Source organism: Streptomyces sp. DSM 120436 (assembly GCF_055778765.1).
This window is the reverse complement of the sequence record NZ_JBSKBS010000001.1, coordinates 1,254,505-1,275,653: the sequence shown is the minus strand read 5'-3', so window position 1 is coordinate 1,275,653 and position 21,149 is coordinate 1,254,505. Positions and strand designations below refer to the sequence as shown.

Genomic DNA, 21,149 nt, shown 5'->3' with positions numbered 1-21,149 from the left:
CGCCCCCCGGGACGTGTGCCGGCGCCCCGGCGTGCGCCCTCGTCGCGCGGCCGTGGCGGCTATTCCGGCTGGTGTTCCGGACCCCCGAAGGCGGGGCTCGAGTAGTCCGGGCTGGAGTAGCTGGGCCGGCTTCCCCGGTTCACCCCGTCCTCGGGGCTGGAGAAGCCCGGCCGGTCGTACCCCAGGTGCGGGATGCGGCCGGCCGACGCGGGCGGCGCCGTGCGCTGCGGCGCCGTGGTTCCCGCCGGACCCTGGAGCGCCTCCCGCAGGAACGGCAGGATGCCCCGTTCCAGCAGCGCTTCGCGCCAGGCCTCCCTGGCCTGGGCCACCTCCTCGTCGAGCTCCCGGTACGTCCCGCCGAGCGCCGAGGGCTTGTTGCGCAGCGCGGTGAGCAGCAGTCCCGCTCCGGCGACGAGGATGGCGACGGCCGTGACCGCGCCGAACACCCAGCCGGTGGTGAGCATCGTCCGGGCGAAGTCGTTGCCGGGGTCGAGCGTCCGCAGGACGAAACCGACGAGCAGGAATATCGCGGCGGCGGTCCCGGCCAGGACCGGCGCCAGGACGGCGACGACGGCCGCCGCCCCTGCTCCGGTGGCCTCGGCCACCTCGCCCATCGGCGCGGCGAACCCCGCCGCGCCGGTGCTCCCCGGCTCGCCGCTGCCGGAGTCGCGCACGTCCGGGGTGACCGAGGGCGGCCGACGGGCCTCCTCGCGGACCTTCACGTAGTGCTGGTACTCCGTCGCCGCGGCCGCGCTGATGAGCGCGGTGGCGTTCAGCGCCATCGTGCGCAGCTGCTCCGAGGTGAGCCGCTGTCCCACAGCGGCCGGCTGCGGGCTGTGCGGTGCGGAGCGCAGCGCCTCATCGAGAATCCGCTCGTAGTCCTGGCGGTCCTCGCTCAGCAGGTGCTGCGGAACGCTGTTCATGTGCATCCCCCGATGCTCCGTAGGGCTTGGGGCTCGGCATGCTGACGAGCCGTCGGGCAGAAACGGAGGGGAGCCTGCTACGGATAAGCCGATGGTAGAGCGGTGACGGCGCGCGGTGACAGGGGGTTTACGGAAATTGCCGTCCCCGGGATGCGGTCGCGGGCCGCCGCAACACGGCCCGCGAGGCTCTCAGTTGGACAGCGGCAACTGCCTTACCAGCAGTTTCCCGGCCATCGTCACACCGCCGTCCATCGCGATGGCGAGTCCGTCGGCGTACACGTGCGGTTCGGCCACCGCGGGGCCGTTGTCGTCCTCGCCGTCCTCGGAGCCGACCTCGCCCAGCAGATACGGGATCGGGCTGTGTCCGTGAACGACCCGGGTGCCGCCGTACGTATCGAGCAGGGAGCGCACCGCGTCGGCGCCGCCCTCGTCGCGGAAGGAGAACCGCTTGGTGAACTTGCGGAACAGGTCCCAGACCTCGTCGGCGTCGTTGCGGGTGAGGGTCTCGCGGATCGTGTCGTTGACCTCTTCGATCGACCGGCCGTAGTCGAGGTAGGCGGTGGTGTCCGAGTGCAGCAGCAGATGGCCGTCGACCTCCTCGACGGCGTCGAGGCGGGCCATCCACTGCAGGTGGTGGTCCTGGAGGCGGTCCATGTCGGTCTTCTGGCCGCCGTTGAGCAGCCAGGCCGCCTGGAAGGTGGCGGTGCCCGCGCCCGAGTTGACGGGCGTGTCGCCGAACCGTTTGGCGCCGAGCAGCAGCAGTTCGTGGTTGCCCATGAGCGCCTTGCAGTAGCCGCCGGCCGCGGCGGCCTCGGCGGACAGCCGCATCACCAGGTCGATGACGCCGATGCCGTCCGGGCCGCGGTCGGTGAAGTCGCCGAGGAACCACAGGCGCGCGGTGCCGGCGCACCACTTGCCCGCGGAGTCGATGAGGCCCTGTTCCTGGAGGGCGGCCACGAGCTCGTCCAGGTAGCCGTGGACGTCACCGACCACGTACAGCGGGCCCTTGCCGGTGGCGGGCTGCGGGGCGGGCGCGGCCACGGGGTCGACGGTCACCTGGACCGTGTCGCCCCGGTTGATGACGGGGAGGTCCCGCTGGGTCGGCGTGTACCCGTCCGGGTACGCCTCCTCGGTCGGCGGGACGACGTCACCGGGGTGCGTGCTGTGGACGTACGGACCGGTCTCGTGGACGTACGCGGGCACCCGGAAGTCGCGCAACGTCGCCGTCCGCTCCGCCTCGGGTCCCTGACCGGCCCCCTGAGTCATCGACCCCTCCACCATCGCGCCGCATCTGCACCGCGTCGGACTGCCTGGTCGCAGCGGCCCGCGGTGTCGTGGGCCCATCATAGGAATGCGGATCGCGCCGTGTGATGACCCAGGGGTGGTGAATCAGAACAAGACTCCGGTTCGCTGCGGCTTTCGCCCCGTTTGCGGTGGTCTCCGGCCGCTCGGAACACGTTCCTCCCCGGCGTGCGGCCGTCCCCCGGACGCCCCCCGAAAGCCCCCTGAACGCCCGACGAACCCCCGGTCGGGCTTCGCACGGCGACCGGCCGGTGGTTCGGATTCCGGTTCCGGGACCCGTTGGCGTGCCCCTGCCGGTCGTCCTGCTTCCGGTTTCCGGCTCGCCCCGTGTGCGGTCGGGTGCTCTGCGTCCGGTTCCCGGACGTTCCGTGTCCGGTCAGGCGCCCTGCTCACGGTTCCCGGCTCGTTCCGGCACCGGTCGAGCGCCCTGGTTCCGGTTCTGGGCAGCCCCTGCCGCCCCCACCCCTGTCCCACGTTCCCCGTGTCCCCGTCCCCGTGACCGGCCGGTCGTCGTGCGTCCAGCACCCGGGCCACCCGGAACCGGCAGTGGCCGGTCGTGCGGCTCCCCGCTCCGGCAACCCGGTGCCCTGACCTGCCGTCCGGCCGTCCCCTCGTCATTCCCGTCCCCGCGGCGCGTCACCGCGCATCCACGCATCCACCACCGGTGACCGGACCGTCCCGCCGGACGGCCGGTCCGTGTCCTCCCGGGAGCCCCGAGCGGGCCGGGTTCCGCCTCGCTTCACCCCTCCGGAAGCGGGGCGTTCCCCCTGGTCGTCCGGCCCATCGTGCCCCGGGTGTTCACGTCCCCTGCGGCGACCTCGGCGGGCTGACCGTCGTGCGGGGCGGCCGGCGCTGCGAGGACGTGCGCACGATCAGCTCGGTCGGTATCACCTGCTCGACCGGCTGGTCGGAGTCGACCCCCTCGATGGCGTCGATCAGCAGTTGCACCACGGCCGTGCCGATGCGGCGCGGTTTCAGGGAGAGCGTGGTGACGGGCGGCTCGGTGCTGGCGTAGACCGTGGACTCGCTGCAGCAGACGAGGAGCAGGTCGTCGGGCACCCGCAGCCCGTAGCGGCGGGCCGCGGCGAGCAGGTCGGTGCCGTTGGGGTCGAAGAGTCCGTAGACCGCGTCGGGGCGGTCCGGGCGGGCGAGCAGCCGGTCGGCGGCGACGGCGCCCGCGCACGGGTCGTGCGCGGGGTACGCCTCGTACACCGGGTCCTGCCCCACCCGCTCGCACCAGTGCAGGTACGCGGTGGTCGACAGGTGGGTGTACGTGTCGGTGGTGGTGCCGGTCAGCAGGCCGATGCGGCGGGCGCCGGCGTCGGCGAGGTGGTCGAGGATGCCGAGCACGGCGGCCTCGTGGTCGTTGTCGACCCAGGCCGTGACCGGCAGGGAGCCGGCCGGGCGGCCGTCGGAGACGACGGGTAAGCCCTGGCGGACCAGTTCGCCGACCACCGGGTCCTGGTCGGAGGGGTCGATGACCACCGTGCCGTCCAGGGCGACGTTGGACCACACGTCGTGGCGGGAGGTCGCGGGCAGGATGACGAGGGCGTAGCCGCGGGCGAGCGCGGCGGAGGTGGCGGCCCGCGCCATCTCGGCGAAGTACGCGAACTCGGTGAAGGTGAAAGGTTCATCCCCGTACGTCGTCACGGTCAGGCCGATGAGTCCGGACTTCCCGGTGCGGAGTGTTCGGGCGGCGGCCGAGGGGCGGTACCCCAGTCTGTCGGCCACCTCGCGGACGTGGCGCCGGGTGGCGTCCGGGAGCCGGCCCTTGCCGTTGAGGGCGTCGGAGACGGTCGTGATGGAGACTCCGGCGGCGGCGGCCACGTCCCTGATGCCCGCTCGACCCGGCCGGCTGCCTCGGCGTGAGGTTTCCGCGCGGCTCACCTGGTGCTTCCCTGCTGCTGTCATGGCGAGCCGATAGTAGGGCTCATGCGGTGGGGTAGGGCGGACGCATATGCATGCATCGACAGGCACGTTTCTGCATGATCATTTAATGTCAATCGCCTAAGAAACCATGGGTGTTGAACGTTCCCATGCCAGTCCCTGACGTGTCTGTGCGTGCGCGCCTGGCGAGGGTGCGATGTTGCGAAGAGGTCTCAACTCACCTGCACGGGTGATGCGCGCCACGGCGCGAACCACCGGCGCATAGATATATGTGCGGCGCGCCCCTGACGCGCACGCCCTTCGCACCCGTACGGGCGATGTCGCCCGCGTTGTCCGTGTGACGGACGGGAAGGCAGGAGCCGTCGTCGCCCCTATACGCAGCGACGCCGAATCCTCATAAGGTGAGGAGTATTGGATGTCGGCGGCGGTCATGGGCCGCCGGTCTTCGCGAGGAGGACTGCGGTGAGCGAGACGAGCCCCAAGCTGCGCGCCGAGCTGGAAGGGATCCCCACCTACAAGCCGGGCAAGCCCGCCGCGGCCGACGGGCCGGTGGCGTACAAGCTGTCCTCCAACGAGAACCCCTACCCGCCGCTGCCGGGCGTGATGGAGACCGTGACGGCCGCGGCCTCCTCCTTCAACCGCTACCCGGACATGGCCTGCACCGCCCTGACGGCCGAGCTGTCCGAGCGCTTCGGGGTCCCGGTGTCCCACCTGGCCACGGGCACCGGCTCGGTCGGCGTCGCCCAGCAGCTGCTGCAGGCCACCTCCGGCCCCGGCGACGAGGTGATCTACGCCTGGCGCTCCTTCGAGGCCTACCCGATCATCACGCAGATCAGCGGCGCCACGTCCGTGCAGGTCCCGCTGACCGAGGGGGACGTGCACGACCTGGACGCGATGGCCGACGCGATCACCGACCGGACCCGGCTGATCTTCGTCTGCAACCCCAACAACCCGACCGGCACCGTGGTGCGCCGGGCCGAGCTGGAGCGCTTCCTCGACCGGGTGCCCGGTGACGTCCTGGTGGTGCTGGACGAGGCCTACCGCGAGTTCATCCGCGACCCCGAGGTGCCGGACGGCGTGGAGTTCTACCGGGAGCGGCCCAATGTCTGCGTGCTGCGCACCTTCTCCAAGGCGTACGGTCTCGCCGGGTTGCGCGTCGGTTTCGCCATCGCCCACGAGCCGGTGGCCGCGGCGCTGCGCAAGACGGCGGTGCCGTTCGGTGTGAGCCAGATCGCCCAGGAGGCCGCGATCGCCTCGCTGCGGGCCGAGGACGAGCTGATCGGCCGGGTCGGCTCCCTGGTGTGCGAGCGGAACCGGGTGATGGACGGGCTGCGTGCCCAGGGCTGGACGGTACCCGAGTCCCAGGCCAACTTCGTGTGGCTGCGGCTGGGGGAGCGCACCGTACCGTTCGCGCAGGCGTGCGAGCAGGCCGGTGTGGTCGTCCGGCCGTTCCCGGACGAGGGGGTACGGGTCACCGTCGGCGAGACGGAGGCGAACGACCTCTTCCTGAAGGTGGCCGAGGAGTTCCGTACCCGGGGCTGACCCGCGGATGCGAGGGGCGGCCGGCGGTTGATCCGCCGGCCGCCCCTCGTCGTGTCCGAGGCGGGTTCGTCCCCGCGCCCGGGCATCTCCGGCAAAGGGATCGACATCACACCGACCCCCCTCCCGGGTCGTAAAAGCGGTACGTCATAATTGCTTGTGAATGTGAACGCGTTCACAAGCGCATCCTGTTTCTCCCGAGATGGCTGGGGGCGGAGCGGGCCCTGCGCGGCTGCTGCACCACGGCGAAGTAAGGAGCGACGACGTGGATCTGGCTCTGGCGCCGGAGACCCTGGCGCGATGGCAGTTCGGAATCACCACCGTCTACCACTTCCTCTTCGTCCCCCTGACGATCTCGCTCGCCGCCCTCGTCGCCGGGCTGCAGACCGCCTGGGTGCGGACGGAGAAGGAGAAGTACCTCAGGGCGACGAAGTTCTGGGGCAAGCTCTTCCTGATCAACATCGCGATGGGCGTCGTCACCGGCATCGTGCAGGAGTTCCAGTTCGGCATGAACTGGTCCGACTACTCGCGGTTCGTCGGTGACGTCTTCGGGGCGCCGCTCGCCTTCGAGGCGCTGATCGCCTTCTTCTTCGAGTCCACCTTCATCGGACTGTGGATCTTCGGCTGGGACCGGCTGCCGAAGAAGATCCACCTGGCCTGCATCTGGATGGTCTCGATCGGCACGCTGCTGTCGGCGTACTTCATCCTCGCCGCCAACTCCTGGATGCAGCACCCGGTCGGCTACCGGATCAACGAGGAGAAGGGCCGCGCCGAGCTCACCGACTTCTGGCTGGTGCTCACCCAGAACACCACGCTCAACCAGGTCTTCCACAGCTTCTCGGCGGCCTTCCTCACCGGCGGCGCCTTCATGGTCGGCATCGCGGCCTTCCACCTGCTGCGCAAGAAGCACATCCCGGTGATGCGCACCTCGCTGCGGCTCGGGCTGGTCACCCTGGCGGTCGGCGGACTGTTCACCGCGGTCAGCGGCGACACCCTCGGCAAGGTCATGTACGAGCAGCAGCCGATGAAGATGGCCGCCGCCGAGGCCCTCTGGGACGGCGAGGGACCCGCGCCCTTCTCCGTCTTCGCCTACGGCGACGTCGACGAGGGGCACAACAAGGTCGCCCTGGAGATCCCCGGCCTGCTGTCCTTCCTCGCCCACAGCGACTTCGAGTCGTACGTGCCCGGCATCAACGACACCAACGAGGCACTGCAGGAGGAATTCGGACCCGGCGACTACAAGCCCATCGTGCCCGTCGCCTACTGGGGCTTCCGCTGGATGATCGGGTTCGGCATGGCCTCCTTCTCGGTGGGTCTGCTCGGGCTGTGGCTCACCCGGAAGAAGTTCCTGCTGCCGGCCGCGTACCGCACCGGCGAGGACGAGGTGCCGCGTCTGGTGCTGCTGAAGCAGCCGCTCGGCTCCCGGCTGACGCGGCTGTACTGGCTGACCGCGGTGTGGACCATGGCCTTCCCGCTGATCGCCAACGCCTGGGGCTGGATCTTCACCGAGATGGGCCGTCAGCCCTGGGTCGTCTACGGCGTGATGCGCACCGAGGACGCGGTTTCCCCCGGCGTGTCACAGGCCGAGGTCATCACCTCGATGACCGTCTTCACCCTGCTCTACGCCGTGCTGGCCGTCATCGAGGTCAAGCTGCTCGTCAAGTACGTCAAGGCCGGGCCGCCCGAGCTGAGCGACTCCGACCTCAACCCGCCCACGAAGTTCGGCGGCGACGTCCGTGACGCCGACAAGCCGATGGCCTTCTCGTACTAGGCCGAGGGAGCTGCACTGTCATGGAACTGCACGACGTCTGGTTCGTCCTGATCGCGGTCCTGTGGACCGGCTACTTCTTCCTCGAGGGCTTCGACTTCGGGGTCGGCGTCCTGACCCGGCTGCTGGCCCGCGACCGGGCCGAGAAGCGGGTGCTCATCAACACCATCGGGCCGGTGTGGGACGGCAACGAGGTCTGGCTGCTCACGGCCGGCGGCGCGACCTTCGCCGCCTTCCCCGAGTGGTACGCCACCCTCTTCTCCGGCTTCTACCTGCCGTTGCTGGCCATCCTGGTCTGCCTGATCGTCCGCGGTGTCGCCTTCGAGTACCGGGCCAAGCGGCCGGAGGAGAGCTGGCAGCGCAACTGGGAGACGGCGATCTTCTGGACCTCGCTGCTCCCGGCGTTCCTGTGGGGCGTCGCCTTCGGCAACATCGTGCGCGGGGTCAAGCTCGACGCCGACTTCGAGTACGTGGGCACCGTCTGGGACCTGCTCAACCCCTACGCCCTGCTGGGCGGTCTGGTCACGCTGACCCTGTTCACCTTCCACGGCACGGTGTTCACGGCCCTCAAGACGGTCGGGGAGATCCGGGAGCGGGCACGGAAGCTGGCCCTGAAGGTGGGGCTCGTCACCGCCGCGCTGGCATCGGCCTTCCTGCTGTGGACGCAGGCCGAACGCGGTGACGGCGTCAGCCTGGTCGCGCTCGGTGTGGCGGTCGCCTCGCTGATCGCCGCCCTGGTGGCCAACCAGGCGGGGCGCGAGGGATGGTCGTTCACCCTGTCCGGCGTCACGATCGTGGCCGCGGTGGCCATGCTCTTCCTGACGCTGTTCCCGAACGTCATGCCCTCCACGCTGGACCCCGAGTGGAGCCTGACCGTCACCAACGCCTCGTCCGCCCCGTACACCCTGAAGATCATGACCTGGCTCGCCGCCATCGCCACCCCGCTGGTGCTGCTCTACCAGGGCTGGACCTACTGGGTCTTCCGCAAGCGGATCGGCACCCAGCACATCGCCGATCCCGTGCACTGAGGTGTGTTTCACGTGAAACCAATCGACCCCCGCCTCCTCCGGTACGCGCGTGCCACCCGGGGCTTCCTGGCAGCGGTCGTCGGCCTCGGGGCCGTCGGCGCGGGGCTGGTCGTCGCCCAGGCCATGCTCATCGCCGAGATCGTGGTCTCCTCCTTCCAGGACGGCCGGTCCGTCGGTGAGCTGCGCACGCCGCTGCTGCTGCTCGTCGCGGTGGCGGCCGGCCGCGGCCTGGTCGGCTGGCTGACCGAACTGGCCGCGCACCGGGCGAGCGCCGCCGTGAAGTCGGAGCTGCGGGGGCGGTTGCTGGACCGGGCGACGGCACTGGGACCGGGGTGGCTCGACGGACAGCGCACCGGGTCGCTGGTCACCCTGGCGACCCGGGGCGTCGACGCCCTCGACGGTTATTTCTCCCGGTACCTTCCCCAGCTGGGGCTCGCGGTGGTCGTACCGGCCGCCGTGCTGGCGCGGATCGTCACCGAGGAGTGGGTGTCGGCGGCGATCATCGTCGGCACCCTGCCGCTCATCCCCGTCTTCATGGTGCTGATCGGCTGGGCCACGCAGAACCGGATGGACCGTCAGTGGCTGCTGCTCTCCCGGCTGTCCGGCCATTTCCTGGACGTGGTCGCCGGGCTGCCGACGCTGAAGGTCTTCGGCCGGGCCAAGGCGCAGGCCGAGTCGATCCGCAGGATCACCGCCGAATACCGGCGGGCGACCATGCGGACGCTGCGGATCGCCTTCATCTCGTCCTTCGCGCTGGAACTCCTCGCCACCCTCTCGGTCGCACTGGTCGCCGTGACCATCGGCATGCGCCTGGTCTACGGCGAACTGGACCTCTACACGGGGCTGCTCATCCTGATCCTGGCCCCGGAGGCGTACCTGCCGCTGCGTCAGGTCGGGACGCAGTACCACGCGGCCGCGGAAGGGCTCGGGGCGGCCGAGGAGATCTTCACGGTGCTCGAGACGCCCGCGCCCGCGGCGGGGAAGAGCGCGGTGCCGCAGGGCGCCGTCGCCTTCGAGAACGTGACGGTCCGCTACCCCGGCCGGTCCGCGGACGCGGTGACGGACGTGTCCTTCACCGTCGCCCCCGGAGAGACGGTCGCGCTCGTCGGACCGAGCGGGTCCGGCAAGTCCACCCTGCTCAACGTGGCGCTGGGCTTCGTCCGCCCCGACGCGGGCCGGGTGAGCATCGGCGGCGCCGACCTCGGTGGACTCGACCTCGCCGACTGGCACCGCCGTGTCGCCTGGGTGCCGCAGCGTCCGCATCTCCACGCCGGGACGATCGCGGAGAACGTACGGCTGGCCCGTTCCGACGCGGACGACGCGGCGGTGCGGCGTGCGCTGCGGGACGCGGGCGCGCTGGACTTCGTGGACGCGCTGCCCGAGGGCGCCGACACGGTGCTGGGCGAGGACGGGGCGGGCCTCTCGGCCGGACAGCGGCAGCGGCTCGCGCTGGCCCGGGCCTTCCTCGCGGACCGGCCCGTGCTGCTCCTCGACGAGCCGACGGCCGCCCTCGACGGTGCCACGGAGGCCGAGGTCGTGGCGGCGGTGCGGCGGCTGGCGGAAGGCCGGACGGTGCTCCTCGTGGTGCACCGCCCGGCGCTGCTCGCCGTCGCCGACCGGGTGGTCAGGCTGACGGCGCCCACCGCTCACGACGGGGACGCGGGCGGGGCGACCGCCGCCGCTCGGACGGACGCCCCCGTGACACCGGGCCCCGTATGCGAGAAGGACTCCGAGCCGGAGACGGTTCCCGACACCCCCGCCGAGCCCGCTCCCGGCGGGGTGCTCGCCCGGGTCCGTGCCCTGTCCGGCGCCCGGCGGGGGAGGACCACGCTCGCGCTGCTCCTCGGCACGCTCGCCCTGGGCAGCGCCGTCGGCCTCATGGCGACGTCCGGTTGGCTCATCTCCCGCGCCTCGCAGCAGCCACCGGTGCTGTACCTGATGATGGCCGTCACCGCGACGCGCGCCTTCGGCATCGGCCGGGCCGTGTTCCGCTACGCCGAGCGGCTGGTGTCCCACGACGCCGTGCTGCGCACGCTGGCCGACACCCGCGTCGCGGTCTACCGGCGGCTGGAACGGCTCGCACCCGCCGGGCTGCGCGGCGCCCGCCGGGGCGACCTGCTGACCCGGCTGGTCTCCGACGTGGACGCGCTCCAGGACTACTGGCTGCGCTGGCTGCTCCCCGCCGGCGCCGCCGTCGCCGTGTCCGCCCTGTCCGTCGGCTTCACCGCGTGGCTGCTGCCCGAGGCCGGCGCCGTGCTCGCGGCCGGGCTGCTGGCGGCGGGCGCGGGCGTCCCGCTGCTCACCGGCGCCGTGGCGCGGCGCACCGAGCGCAGGCTGGCACCGGCCCGCGGCGTCCTCGCCACCCGGGTGACCGACCTGCTGACCGGCACCGCCGAGCTGACCGTCGCCGGGGCGCTGCCCGCACGGTCGGAGGGGACGCGGCGGGCCGACGGCGTCCTGACCCGCATCGCCTCGCGGTCCGCCGCCGCCACCGGCCTCGGCGACGGGCTCACGGCGCTGATCTCCGGCCTGACCGTGACGGCCGCCGCCCTCGTCGGTGTGCAGGGCGTGACCTCCGGCCGGCTCGACGGCGTGGCCCTGGCCGTGGTGGTCCTCACCCCGCTGGCCGCGTTCGAGGCGGTCCTCGGCATGCCGCTCGCCGTGCAGCACCGGCAGCGGGTGCGCCGCAGCGCGGAGCGCGTGTACGAGGTGCTGGACGCCGCGGCGCCCGTGCGTGAGCCGGAGACGCCCCGGCCGGCTCCGCTCTCGCCGTTCCCGCTCGTCCTCAAGGGGTTGACGGCCCGCCACTCCGGGCAGGAGCGGGACGCGCTCGCCGGGGTGGATCTCACCCTGGAGCGGGGCCGCCGCGTCGCGGTGGTCGGGCCCTCCGGCTCCGGCAAGACCACCCTCGCCCAGGTGCTGCTACGGTTCCTGGACCCCGGCGCCGGCTCCTACACGCTCGCGGGTGTGGACGCCCGCGCCATGGACGGGGACGACGTACGGCGCATGGTCGGGCTGTGCGCGCAGGACGCACACCTGTTCAACAGCTCGATCCGGGAGAACCTGCTGCTGGCCCGGAAGGACGCGACCGAGGCCGACCTGCGCGACGCGCTCGGCCGGGCCCGGCTGCTGGACTGGGCGGACGGACTGCCGGACGGGCTGGGCACGTTCGTCGGTGAGCACGGCGCGCGGCTGTCCGGTGGTCAGCGGCAGCGGCTCGCGCTGGCCCGGGCGCTGCTGGCGGACTTCCCCGTACTGGTGCTGGACGAGCCCGCCGAGCACCTCGACCTGCCGACCGCGGACGCGCTCACAGCGGACCTGCTGGCCGCCACCGAGGGCCGCACGACCGTCCTCGTCACCCATCGGCTGGCCGGCCTGGAGGCGGTGGACGAGGTGATCGTGCTGGACGCGGGGCGAGTGGTGCAGCGCGGGCCGTACGCGGAACTGCTCGCCGTCGACGGGCCGTTGCGGGACACGGCGCTGCGGGAGGAGGCGGCGGGAGCCCTGGTGGCGGCGTCCTGACGGGCATCCGCGCACGCGAGAGGGGGCCGCCTCGACGGTGTGTCGAGGCGGCCCCCTGCGGCACGCCGGACGAGCCGGCCCACGAGGTGGGCGACGCCGGCGAGCAGCCAGGTCAGCACGTCTGCGCATCGCGTGCGTGGGGTCACGCACGCTCCACGCGCCGGAGCGCGTGCGGGACATGCGCGAGCCCTCGGTCCGCAGCCCGTTGCTTGCGCCCTGCAAGGATCACCGAGCCACTCGGACCACCGCAGGCGCACGGGCATCAGGCACGTGATCCGAGAAGTGTCTGGGCCGCGGTTCGCATCTCGACGGGGGCTGCGCGGGCTGGGGGTTGACGTGTCGTCAGTGCCACCACGCTCCCGGGCGACGGCCGAAGCGTCCGTCCGGGGGTGTGTCCTCCCCCATCTGTACGACCTGAACGCGCCTCCCGCCCCGGTGCGCGGTCAGGATCGCTGGCATGCGTCTCACCCGCCGTCCGCTGCTTGTCGCCGTGCTGTTCTGCGCGCTCGCCGTGCTCGCCGCCCGGCCCGCCGACGGCGACGGACCCCACGCTCCGGGCCACGGCCCCTCCTCCGTCAGCGCCGAGGTGGCGCGGCTGTACGAGGAGGCGGCGAAGGCCACCGAACGGTACGAGACCGGACGCGAGGAGGCCGAGGAGCAGCGGGACCTGGCGCAGCGGCTGGAGGAGCGGCTCGACCGCGAACGGCAGGAGGTCGCAGGACTCCGCGAGGACCTGGGCCGGATCGCCAGCTCCCAGTACCGGGACGGTGGCGGGTTGCCGCTCACCGCGCACATGCTCCTCGCGGACGACCCGGAGCAGCTGATGCGCGGTCAGCGCGTGGTGCGGCAGGCCGAGGTGACGTTGGACCAGGCACTGGGCCGCAGCCGGCGGGCGGAGGCGCGGCTCGCCCGGGACGAGGCGAAGGCCGCGGCGGCCTGGAAGAAGCTGGAGAAGCGGAACGAGGAACTCGCCGCGCTGAGGCGGGACATCGAGCAGAAGCTCGAGACCGCGCGCTGGAAGCTCCAGGGCGAGGCGGACGCCTCGGTGACGGCGGGCTCCTGCCGCGGCGCCGTCCGGCTCGACCAGCCGACGGCGCGGTACACCACTCCCTGGGTGGCTCCCGTGGAGACGTACGAGCTGTCCGCCTCCTACGGCAGCGGCGGCGTGCGCTGGGCGAACCGGCACACCGGGCAGGACTTCGCGGTGCCGATCGGGACGCCGGTGCGGGCCGTGGGCAGCGGCAAGGTGGTGAAGGTGTCCTGTGGCGGCGCGTTCGGCATCGAGATCGTGGTCGAGCACGCCGGCGGCTACCACACCCAGTACGCGCACCTGGCCGCCGTCGCCGTCGACCAGGGGGAGCAGGTGTCCCCCGGCCAGTGGATCGGCCAGTCCGGGACCAGCGGCAACTCCACCGGACCGCACCTGCACTTCGAGGTGCGGGTGACGCCGGAGACGGGGTCGTCGGTGGACCCGGTGTCGTGGCTGGCCCGACGCGGGGTGACCCTCTGACCGGACCCGTGAGCCGCAGACGCGTTACGCCTGCGTCCGCTCGTCCAGCAGCTGCTCGATCACCACGGCCACGCCGTCGTCGTTGTTGGCGACCGTGCGGCCCGAGGCCGCGGCGAGCGCGTCCGGGTGGGCGTTGCCCATCGCGTAGGAGCGGCCCGCCCAGGTCAGCATCTCGACGTCGTTCGGCATGTCCCCGAAGGCGACGACCTCCTCGTGCGAGATGCCGCGCTCGGCGCAGCACAGCGCGAGGGTGCTCGCCTTGGAGACGCCGGGCCCGCTGATCTCCAACAGGGCGCTCGGGCTGGAGCGGGTCACGGTGGCGCGGTCGCCGATGGCGAGCCGGGCCAGGGTGAGGAACGCGTCCGGCTCCATCTCGGGGTGGTACGCGAGGATCTTCAGCACCGGTTCGGCGCCGGTGGGGGAGTCCGGGGCCAGCAGCTCCTCGGCGGGCGCCAGCCTGTCCGGTGTCTCCATGTGCAGCTTCGGGTACGCCGGCTCCTGGTGGAAGCCGTAGGTCTGCTCCACGGCGTACACCGTGCCCGGGGCGGCGTCGCGCAGCAGGCCCACCGCGTCCAGGGCGTTGCGGCGGGGCAGCTCGCGCACCTTGACGAAGCGGTGCGTGCCCGGACCGCCGTGCAGGTCGACGACGGCGGCGCCGTTGCCGCAGATGGCGAGGCCGTGGCCGTGCACGTGGTCGCTGACCACGTCCATCCAGCGGGCCGGGCGGCCGGTGACGAAGAAGACCTCGATGCCCGCCTCCTCGGCGGCGGCGAGGGCCGCGACGGTCCGCGGGGACACCGACTTGTCGTCGCGGAGCAGGGTGCCGTCGAGGTCGGTGGCGATGAGCCGCGGTGGGGTGGTGGCGGCCGGGGTCTCGGGCTCTCGGATCGCTGAGGTCACCCCGCCATTGTCCCGCATATGCCCGCACGGCCGTGCGGGACTCCGCACATCTGAGTGATTACCGATGTCACCAGCGGCTTCTCGCTCCGCCTCGGAAGAGCGGCACCCGTCCTCGCTCACCGCAGCTGCGCCGGGGCCTCCATCGCGATCCGTTCGAAGACCTTCTGGTCCGCCGCGAAGTCGGAGTCGGGGATGGGCCAGTGCAGCACGATCTCGGTGAATCCCAGCTCGATGTGGCGGCCGGCGAAGTCGACGAACGCCTCCAGGGACTCCAGCGGACGGCCCCGGTCCGGGGTGAAGCCGGTGAGCAGGATCTTGTCCAGTTCGGTGACGTCCCGGCCGAGCTCGGCGCAGGCGTCGGCGAGCTTCTCCGCCTGGCGGCGAATGGCCTGAACCGACTGCTCGGGCGTGCCGCTCTCGTACAGCTTCGGGTCGCCGGTGGTCACCCACGCCTGCCCGTGGCGGGCGGCGAGCCGCAGTCCGCGCGGGCCGGTCGCCGCCACGGCGAACGGCAGCCGGGGCCGCTGGACACAGCCGGGGATGTTGCGCGCCTCGTGCGCCGCGTAGAAGTCGCCCTCGTACGACACCGTGTCCTCGGTGAGCAGCCGGTCCAGCAGGGGAACGAACTCGGCGAAGCGGTCGGCGCGCTCGCGCGGGGTCCACGGTTCCTGGCCGAGGGCGGTGGCGTCGAATCCGGTGCCGCCCGCGCCGATGCCGAGGGTGACCCGGCCGCCGGAGATGTCGTCGAGGGAGATGAGCTCCTTGGCGAGGGTGACCGGGTGCCGGAAGTTCGGCGAGGTCACCAGCGTGCCCAGACGCATCCGCTCGGTCACGCCCGCGGCGGCGGTGAGCGTCGGGACGGCGCCGAACCAGGGGCCGTCGCGGAAGCTGCGCCAGGACAGGTGATCGTAGGTGTAGCCCGCGTGGAAGCCGAGTTCCTCGGCCCGCACCCAGGCGGAACGGCTGCCCTCGTGCCAGCGGCGGTACGGGAGGATCACGGTGCTCAGGCGCAGGCTCATGCCACTGAGCCTAAGCGGCGCGTCCGGTTTCACGTGAAACGCACCCCTCACTCGTGAGGGCGCCCGTTCCCCCGGGGGGCTCGCCCGGCACCGCACCCGAGCGTTCAGCCACGGACGGTCCTCGGGATCGACTCCTTGTGCGGCCGGCCCCCGGGAGCGGCGCGACGAGGAGACGGCACGGAGGAACCGCCGTGGACGGCGCCGATGTCGTCGGTGGCCTCGCTCTCGCGTCCGCACCGGTCGGCGAGGGCACGGAGAGCGGGGACGCCGGCCTCGGTGGGGGCAGACGCTCCATGCCGTCGAGCACGGCCTACCGGCCCTCGGCGAAGCGCAGATAACGGGTCGGGACGGCCTCGGTCAGCCAGACGCCGTTGGCGCTGACGCGGAAGACATGGCCGTCGCGGTGCATGGCGCCCGCGTCGACCGGCAGCACCACCGGCCGGCCCCGGCGGGCGCCGACGCGGGTGGCGGTCTCGCGGTCGGCGGAGAGGTGCACGGCGTGCCGGCTCATCGGCCGCAGGCCCTCGGCGCGGATCGCCTCCAGGTTCCGGGCGACGGTGCCGTGGTAGAGCCAGGCCGGCGGGACGGCGGGCGGCAGCCGGAGGTCCACGGGGATGGTGTGTCCCTGACTGGCGCGGATCCGGGTGCCCTCGACGGCGAAACGCCGTTTGTCGTCGGCGGTGACGACGTGGTCCAGCTCCTCCCGGGTGACCGGGAAGCCGTGCTCCGCCGCCGCGTCGATCAGCGCGTCGATCTCGACCCAGCCGGCCGCGTCGGGGATCAGCCCGATCCTCCCGGGCTGGTGGCGCAGGTGCTTGGCGAGGTACTTCGACACCCGCACGATGCGTCTTTCGTCCATCTGTTCAGACTGCCGAGAGAGACGCGCATCACGCGAACGGTTTATGTCCGAAGGTTTGATCCACAGACAAGTGAGGTTATCCACAGCCGAGCGTGGGATTCTGTGGACAACCGGACCGCCTTGCACAGGGCGGACCGGTCGCACCGGGCATACCTGGCAGACGGTCACGCCCGGCAGACGGTCACACCGGCGGTCTCACCCGCGCGATCCTCCGCGCGGCCCCCGGCAGCCAGCGTGCCAGCGCGTACGCGGTCCGCGCCTCCGGGGTGACCGGCACGACCGCCTCGTCACGCACCACCGCCCGCAGGACCGCGGCGGCGACCTTCTCCGGCGGGTAGTTCCGCAGCCGGTACAGCCGGGCCGCCTTCCGCCGCCTGCGCCGCTCCTCCGCCGCGTCCGTGCCGGCGAAGCGCGCGGTGGAGGCGATCCCCGTGGTGACGAACCCCGGGCACACCGCCGTCACGCCGATCCCCCGCTCCGCCAGGTCGGCCCGCAGGGACTCGCTGAGCATCAGTACCGCCGCCTTGGACGCCCCGTAGGCGGGCAGCGACCTCGACGGCTGGAACGCGGCCGCGGACGCCACGTTGACGATGTGGCCGCCCTGTCCGCGCTCCGCCATCCGCCTCCCGAAGTACAGACAGCCGTGGATCACGCCCCACAGGTTGACGTCGAGGACCCGCTTCCAGTCCTCCGTCGTGGTGTCGAGGAAGGAACCGCCCAGGCCGACGCCCGCGTTGTTCACCAGCACGTCCACCACCCCGTGCGCGGCGGTGACCCGCTCGGCGAGCTTCTCCACGGCCCGCTCGTCGGCCACGTCCGCCGTCTCCGCCCAGGCGTCCACGGCGCCGCGCGCACGGGCCTCCCCGGCGGTGCGGAGCGCCGCGTCGGCGTCCCGGTCGACCGCCACCACCCGCGCGCCCGCCTCGGCGAACGCCAGTGCGGTGGCCCGTCCGATGCCGCTCCCCGCGCCCGTCACCAGCACCAGCCGCCCACCGAACCGGTCGGCGTGCCGGCCCCGGGCCCGCCCCTCGGGCCGCCCGTCCTCCACGGACGTCACGAAGTCGGTGATCCAGGTGGCCAGCAGGTCGGGGCGGCTGCGCGGCACCCAGTGGCCCGAGGACAGGGTGCGCCGGGTCAGCCGGGGCGCCCACCGCTCCAGACCGTCGTGGAGCCGCGCCGAGAGGAACCGGTCCCCCAGCGGTGTGACGAGCTGCACGGGCACGTGCGCGAAGGCGTCGGGGCGCGGATCGCGCAGTCGCGGCCGCACGTTGTCCCGGTAGAGCCAGGCGCCGTGCGCGGCGTCCGACGGCAGGGACGCCGTCGGGTAGCCGTCGCCGGGCGCCCGCTCCATGCGCTCCAGCAGCCGGGGCCAGCGCCGGCCGAGCGGCCCGCGCCAGGCCAGCTCGGGCAGTACGGGGGTGTGCAGCGCGTAGACGTACCAGGACCGGGCGCCCTGGCCCAGCAGCTGCACCGTCCGGCGCGGGGTCGGCCGGGTCACGCGGCGGTCGATCCAGTGTCCGAAGTGGTCCAGCGAGGGACCCGAGACCGAGGTGAACGACGCGATCCGCTCCCCTGCACGCGGCACCGTGACGAACTCCCACCCCTGCACCGAGCCCCAGTCGTGCCCCACCAGGTGCACCGGCCGGTCCGGGCTCACCGCGTCCGCCACGGCCAGGAAGTCGTCCGTCAGCTTCTCCAGCGTGAACCCGCCGCGCAGCGGACGCGGCGCCGTCGACCGGCCGTGCCCGCGGACGTCGTAGGCCACCACGTGGAACCGCCCGGCGAGGCGCGGCGCGACCCGCGACCACACCTCCTTGCTGTCCGGGTAGCCGTGCACCAGGACGACCGTGGGGCGCTCCGGGTCGCCCAGCTCGGCCACGCACAGCTCGACCCCGCCGGTCCGCACCCGCCGCTCCCGCGCACCCTCGAGTCCCGTCACACCGGCGAATCTCGCAGCTCTTCGGACACCCCGTCAACAGCGGACCCCGAGCTGTGCATAACTCTCCAGCAGGGTGTCCCCTACGGGCGCGTACGACTCCAGGGGGACCCCAGGACGACCCCGCGGTCTGACGACCGCGGTGGTACGGGTCACTACCGTCATGGAGGTGACTGTGATCGCGACCGAAAGCCTGAGCAAGCGGTTCCCCCGGGTGACCGCGCTTGACCGGCTCTCCGTGGACGTCGGGCCCGGTGTGACCGGACTCGTCGGAGCCAACGGGGCCGGCAAGTCCACATTGATCAAGATCCTGCTGGGTCTGTCCCCCGCCACGGAGGGCCGCGCCGAAGTGCTCGGACTCGACGTCGCCACCGAGGGCGCCGCCATCCGGGAGCGGGTCGGCTACATGCCCGAGCACGACTGCCTCCCCCCGGACGTCTCGGCCACCGAGTTCGTCGTCCACATGGCGCGCATGTCCGGACTGCCGGCCACCGCGGCCCGGGAGCGCACCGCGGACACCCTGCGCCACGTCGGCCTGTACGAGGAGCGCTACCGCCCCATCGGCGGCTACTCGACCGGCATGAAGCAGCGGGTGAAGCTCGCGCAGGCCCTGGTGCACGACCCGCGGCTGGTCTTCCTGGACGAGCCGACCAACGGTCTCGACCCGGTCGGCCGCGACGAGATGCTCGGCCTCATCCGCCGTATCCACTCCGACTTCGGCATCTCGGTCCTGGTCACCTCCCACCTGCTGGGCGAGCTGGAACGCACCTGCGACCACGTCGTCGTGGTGGACGGCGGCAAGCTGCTGCGCTCCAGCTCCACCCGGGACTTCACGCAGACCACCACGACCCTCGCGATCGAGGTCACCGACACCGACGAGCACCCCGACGGCACCCGCGCGGTGCGCGAGGCGCTCCACGCGCGCGGGGTGACCGTCCAGGACGGCGGCGGACTGCCGGGCGCCGGGCACATCCTGCTGCTCACCGCGCAGGGCGAGGACACCTACGACCTGGTCCGGGACGTGATCGCGGACCTGGGCCTCGGCCTGGTGCGCATGGAACAGCGGCGGCACCAGATCGCCGAGGTCTTCACGAACGACGCGGACGACGCGCAGCGGAAGGAGGCGGTCGGTCATGGCGGCTGAGCAGTCCCCGCAGGCACCAGCCACCCCGTCGGGTGACACCCGTATCCACAACATCGGTTACCGCGCCTACGACGGACCGCGCCTCGGCCGTTCGTACGCCAGGCTGTCGCTGTACTCGCAGTCCCTGCGCGGCGCCTACGGCCTCGGCCGTTCGGTGAAGTCCAAGGTGCTGCCGATGCTGCTGTTCGTGGTGATGTGCCTGCCCGCCGCGATCATGGTGGCCGTCGCGGTCGCCACCAAGGCGAAGGACCTGCCGCTCGACTACACGCGCTACGCGATCGTCATGCAGGCGGTCATCAGCCTGTACGTCGCCTCGCAGGCGCCCCAGTCGGTCTCCCGCGATCTGCGCTTCAAGACGGTGCCGCTGTACTTCTCGCGGCCCATCGAGACCGCCGACTACGTCCGCGCCAAGTACGCCGCACTGGCCTCCGCCCTGTTCATCCTGACCGCGGCGCCGCTGCTGGTGCTGTACGTCGGGGCGCTGCTGGCCAAGCTCGACTTCACCGACCAGACCAAGGGATTCGCTCAGGGACTGGTGTCCGTGGCCCTGCTCTCGCTGCTCTTCGCCGGCATCGGCCTGGTCATCGCGTCGGTCACGCCGCGCCGCGGCTTCGGCATCGCCGCCGTGATCGCCGTCCTGACCATCTCCTACGGCGCGGTCTCCACCCTCCAGGCGATCGCGGAGGTCCAGAACAGCGGTGACGGCATCGCCTGGATCGGCCTGTTCTCGCCGATCACCCTCATCGACGGTGTCCAGTCCGCCTTCCTGGGCGCGACCTCGGTCTTCCCGGGAGGTGTGGGCCCGACCCGCGCGGAGGGCCTCGTCTACGTCCTGTTCACCCTCGGCCTGATCGCCGCCAGCTACGGCCTCCTGATGCGCCGCTACAAGAAGGTGGGCCTGTGACAACCCTCAGCATCGACCACGTCTCCCGCTGGTTCGGCAACGTGGTCGCCGTCAACGACGTCACCATGACCATCGGCCCCGGCGTCACCGGCCTGCTCGGCCCCAACGGCGCCGGCAAGTCCACCCTGATCAACATGATGGGCGGCTTCCTCGCCCCCTCCACCGGCACCGTCACCCTCGACGGCGAGCAGGTGTGGCGGAACGAGAAGATCTACCGGCACATCGGCATCGTCCCCGAGCGCGAGGCGATGTACGACTTCCTCACCGGCCGCGAGTTCGTCCTCGCCAACGCCGAGCTGCACGGCCTGGGCGCCAAGGCCGCCCAGAAGGCGCTCGCCACGGTGGAGATGGAGTACGCGCAGGACCGCAAGATCGCCACCTACTCCAAGGGCATGCGGCAGCGGGTGAAGATGGCCTCCGCGCTGGTCCACGACCCGTCGCTGCTCCTGCTGGACGAGCCGTTCAACGGCATGGACCCGCGCCAGCGCATGCAGCTGATGGACCTGTTGCGGCGGATGGGAGACGAGGGCCGCACCGTGCTGTTCTCCTCCCACATCCTCGAAGAGGTCGAGCAGCTCGCCTGGCACATCGAGGTCGTCGTCGCCGGCCGGCACGCGGCCAGCGGCGACTTCCGCCGGATCCGCCGCCTGATGACGGACCGCCCGCACCGCTACCTGGTCCGCTCCAGCGACGACCGCGCCCTCGCGGCCGCGCTGATCGCCGACCCGTCCACGTCCGGCATCGAGGTGGACGTCACCGAGGGCGCCCTGCGCATCCAGGCCGTCGACTTCGGCCGCTTCACCGCGCTGCTGCCGAAGGTCGCGAGGGAGCACGGCATCCGCCTGCTCACGGTCTCGCCGTCCGACGAGTCCCTCGAGTCCGTGTTCTCGTACCTGGTCGCGGCGTAG

General features: G+C 72.3%; 15 protein-coding genes. 8 read left to right on the top strand and 7 right to left on the bottom strand.

What is annotated here, in order from left to right:
- Positions 1-59: 59 nt before the first annotated feature.
- The 3 genes from ACWH4W_RS05825 to ACWH4W_RS05815 all read right to left on the bottom strand — a co-directional run bounded on the left by ACWH4W_RS05825 (position 60) and on the right by ACWH4W_RS05815 (position 4,136).
- Complete coding sequence (locus tag ACWH4W_RS05825) at positions 60-929, bottom strand: hypothetical protein (protein ID WP_473074736.1); 870 nt, start codon at positions 927-929, stop codon at positions 60-62.
- A gap of 183 nt (positions 930-1,112) precedes the next feature.
- The gene (locus ACWH4W_RS05820; RefSeq protein ID WP_473074735.1) at positions 1,113-2,204 is read right to left on the bottom strand and encodes a metallophosphoesterase; all 1,092 of its coding nucleotides are present in this window, start codon (positions 2,202-2,204) and stop codon (positions 1,113-1,115) included.
- Positions 2,205-3,023: 819 nt separating this feature from the next.
- A complete protein-coding gene (locus ACWH4W_RS05815; protein WP_290002169.1) occupies positions 3,024-4,136 on the bottom strand; it encodes a LacI family DNA-binding transcriptional regulator in 1,113 nt (370 codons plus the stop codon).
- A gap of 438 nt (positions 4,137-4,574) precedes the next feature.
- On the opposite strand from ACWH4W_RS05815, the gene hisC reads away from it, so the two are divergent.
- The 5 genes from hisC to ACWH4W_RS05790 all read left to right on the top strand — a co-directional run bounded on the left by hisC (position 4,575) and on the right by ACWH4W_RS05790 (position 13,479).
- A complete protein-coding gene (hisC, locus tag ACWH4W_RS05810) occupies positions 4,575-5,654 on the top strand; it encodes a histidinol-phosphate transaminase (RefSeq protein WP_473074734.1) in 1,080 nt (359 codons plus the stop codon).
- Between the two features lie 262 nt (positions 5,655-5,916).
- Positions 5,917-7,422 (top strand): cytochrome ubiquinol oxidase subunit I, encoded by a 1,506-nt coding sequence (locus ACWH4W_RS05805; protein WP_473074733.1) that lies wholly within the window; start codon positions 5,917-5,919, stop codon positions 7,420-7,422.
- A gap of 20 nt (positions 7,423-7,442) precedes the next feature.
- Positions 7,443-8,447: a cytochrome d ubiquinol oxidase subunit II gene (gene cydB / locus ACWH4W_RS05800; RefSeq protein WP_473074732.1), complete on the top strand. Its 1,005-nt coding sequence runs from the start codon at positions 7,443-7,445 to the stop codon at positions 8,445-8,447.
- Positions 8,448-8,459: 12 nt separating this feature from the next.
- On the top strand, positions 8,460-11,969 hold the full coding sequence (gene cydD / locus ACWH4W_RS05795; protein WP_473074731.1) for a thiol reductant ABC exporter subunit CydD: 3,510 nt from the start codon (positions 8,460-8,462) through the stop codon (positions 11,967-11,969).
- 457 nt (positions 11,970-12,426) lie between these two features.
- Positions 12,427-13,479, top strand: a complete 1,053-nt coding sequence (locus tag ACWH4W_RS05790; protein ID WP_473074730.1) for a M23 family metallopeptidase — start codon at positions 12,427-12,429, stop codon at positions 13,477-13,479.
- A gap of 24 nt (positions 13,480-13,503) precedes the next feature.
- Here the strand turns inward: ACWH4W_RS05790 and ACWH4W_RS05785 are convergent, their stop codons facing one another.
- From ACWH4W_RS05785 to ACWH4W_RS05770, 4 genes are all read right to left on the bottom strand, one after another.
- The gene (locus ACWH4W_RS05785) at positions 13,504-14,397 is read right to left on the bottom strand and encodes an HAD hydrolase family protein (RefSeq protein WP_473074729.1); all 894 of its coding nucleotides are present in this window, start codon (positions 14,395-14,397) and stop codon (positions 13,504-13,506) included.
- Between the two features lie 98 nt (positions 14,398-14,495).
- Positions 14,496-15,398, bottom strand: a complete 903-nt coding sequence (locus tag ACWH4W_RS05780; RefSeq protein ID WP_473074728.1) for an LLM class flavin-dependent oxidoreductase — start codon at positions 15,396-15,398, stop codon at positions 14,496-14,498.
- Positions 15,399-15,708: 310 nt separating this feature from the next.
- Positions 15,709-16,257, bottom strand: a complete 549-nt coding sequence (locus ACWH4W_RS05775; RefSeq protein WP_473074727.1) for an RNA 2'-phosphotransferase — start codon at positions 16,255-16,257, stop codon at positions 15,709-15,711.
- A gap of 181 nt (positions 16,258-16,438) precedes the next feature.
- Positions 16,439-18,196 (bottom strand): SDR family oxidoreductase, encoded by a 1,758-nt coding sequence (locus ACWH4W_RS05770; RefSeq protein WP_473074726.1) that lies wholly within the window; start codon positions 18,194-18,196, stop codon positions 16,439-16,441.
- 172 nt (positions 18,197-18,368) lie between these two features.
- On the opposite strand from ACWH4W_RS05770, the gene ACWH4W_RS05765 reads away from it, so the two are divergent.
- From ACWH4W_RS05765 to ACWH4W_RS05755, 3 genes are read left to right on the top strand one after another with little or no spacing between them, the layout of a single operon-like run.
- A complete protein-coding gene (locus ACWH4W_RS05765) occupies positions 18,369-19,337 on the top strand; it encodes an ABC transporter ATP-binding protein (protein ID WP_473074725.1) in 969 nt (322 codons plus the stop codon).
- On the top strand, positions 19,327-20,241 hold the full coding sequence (locus tag ACWH4W_RS05760; RefSeq protein WP_473074724.1) for an ABC transporter permease: 915 nt from the start codon (positions 19,327-19,329) through the stop codon (positions 20,239-20,241). Before ACWH4W_RS05765 ends, ACWH4W_RS05760 begins: the two co-directional genes overlap by 11 nt.
- Positions 20,238-21,149, top strand: a complete 912-nt coding sequence (locus ACWH4W_RS05755) for an ABC transporter ATP-binding protein (protein WP_037640554.1) — start codon at positions 20,238-20,240, stop codon at positions 21,147-21,149. The genes ACWH4W_RS05760 and ACWH4W_RS05755 overlap by 4 nt, the downstream gene beginning before the upstream one ends.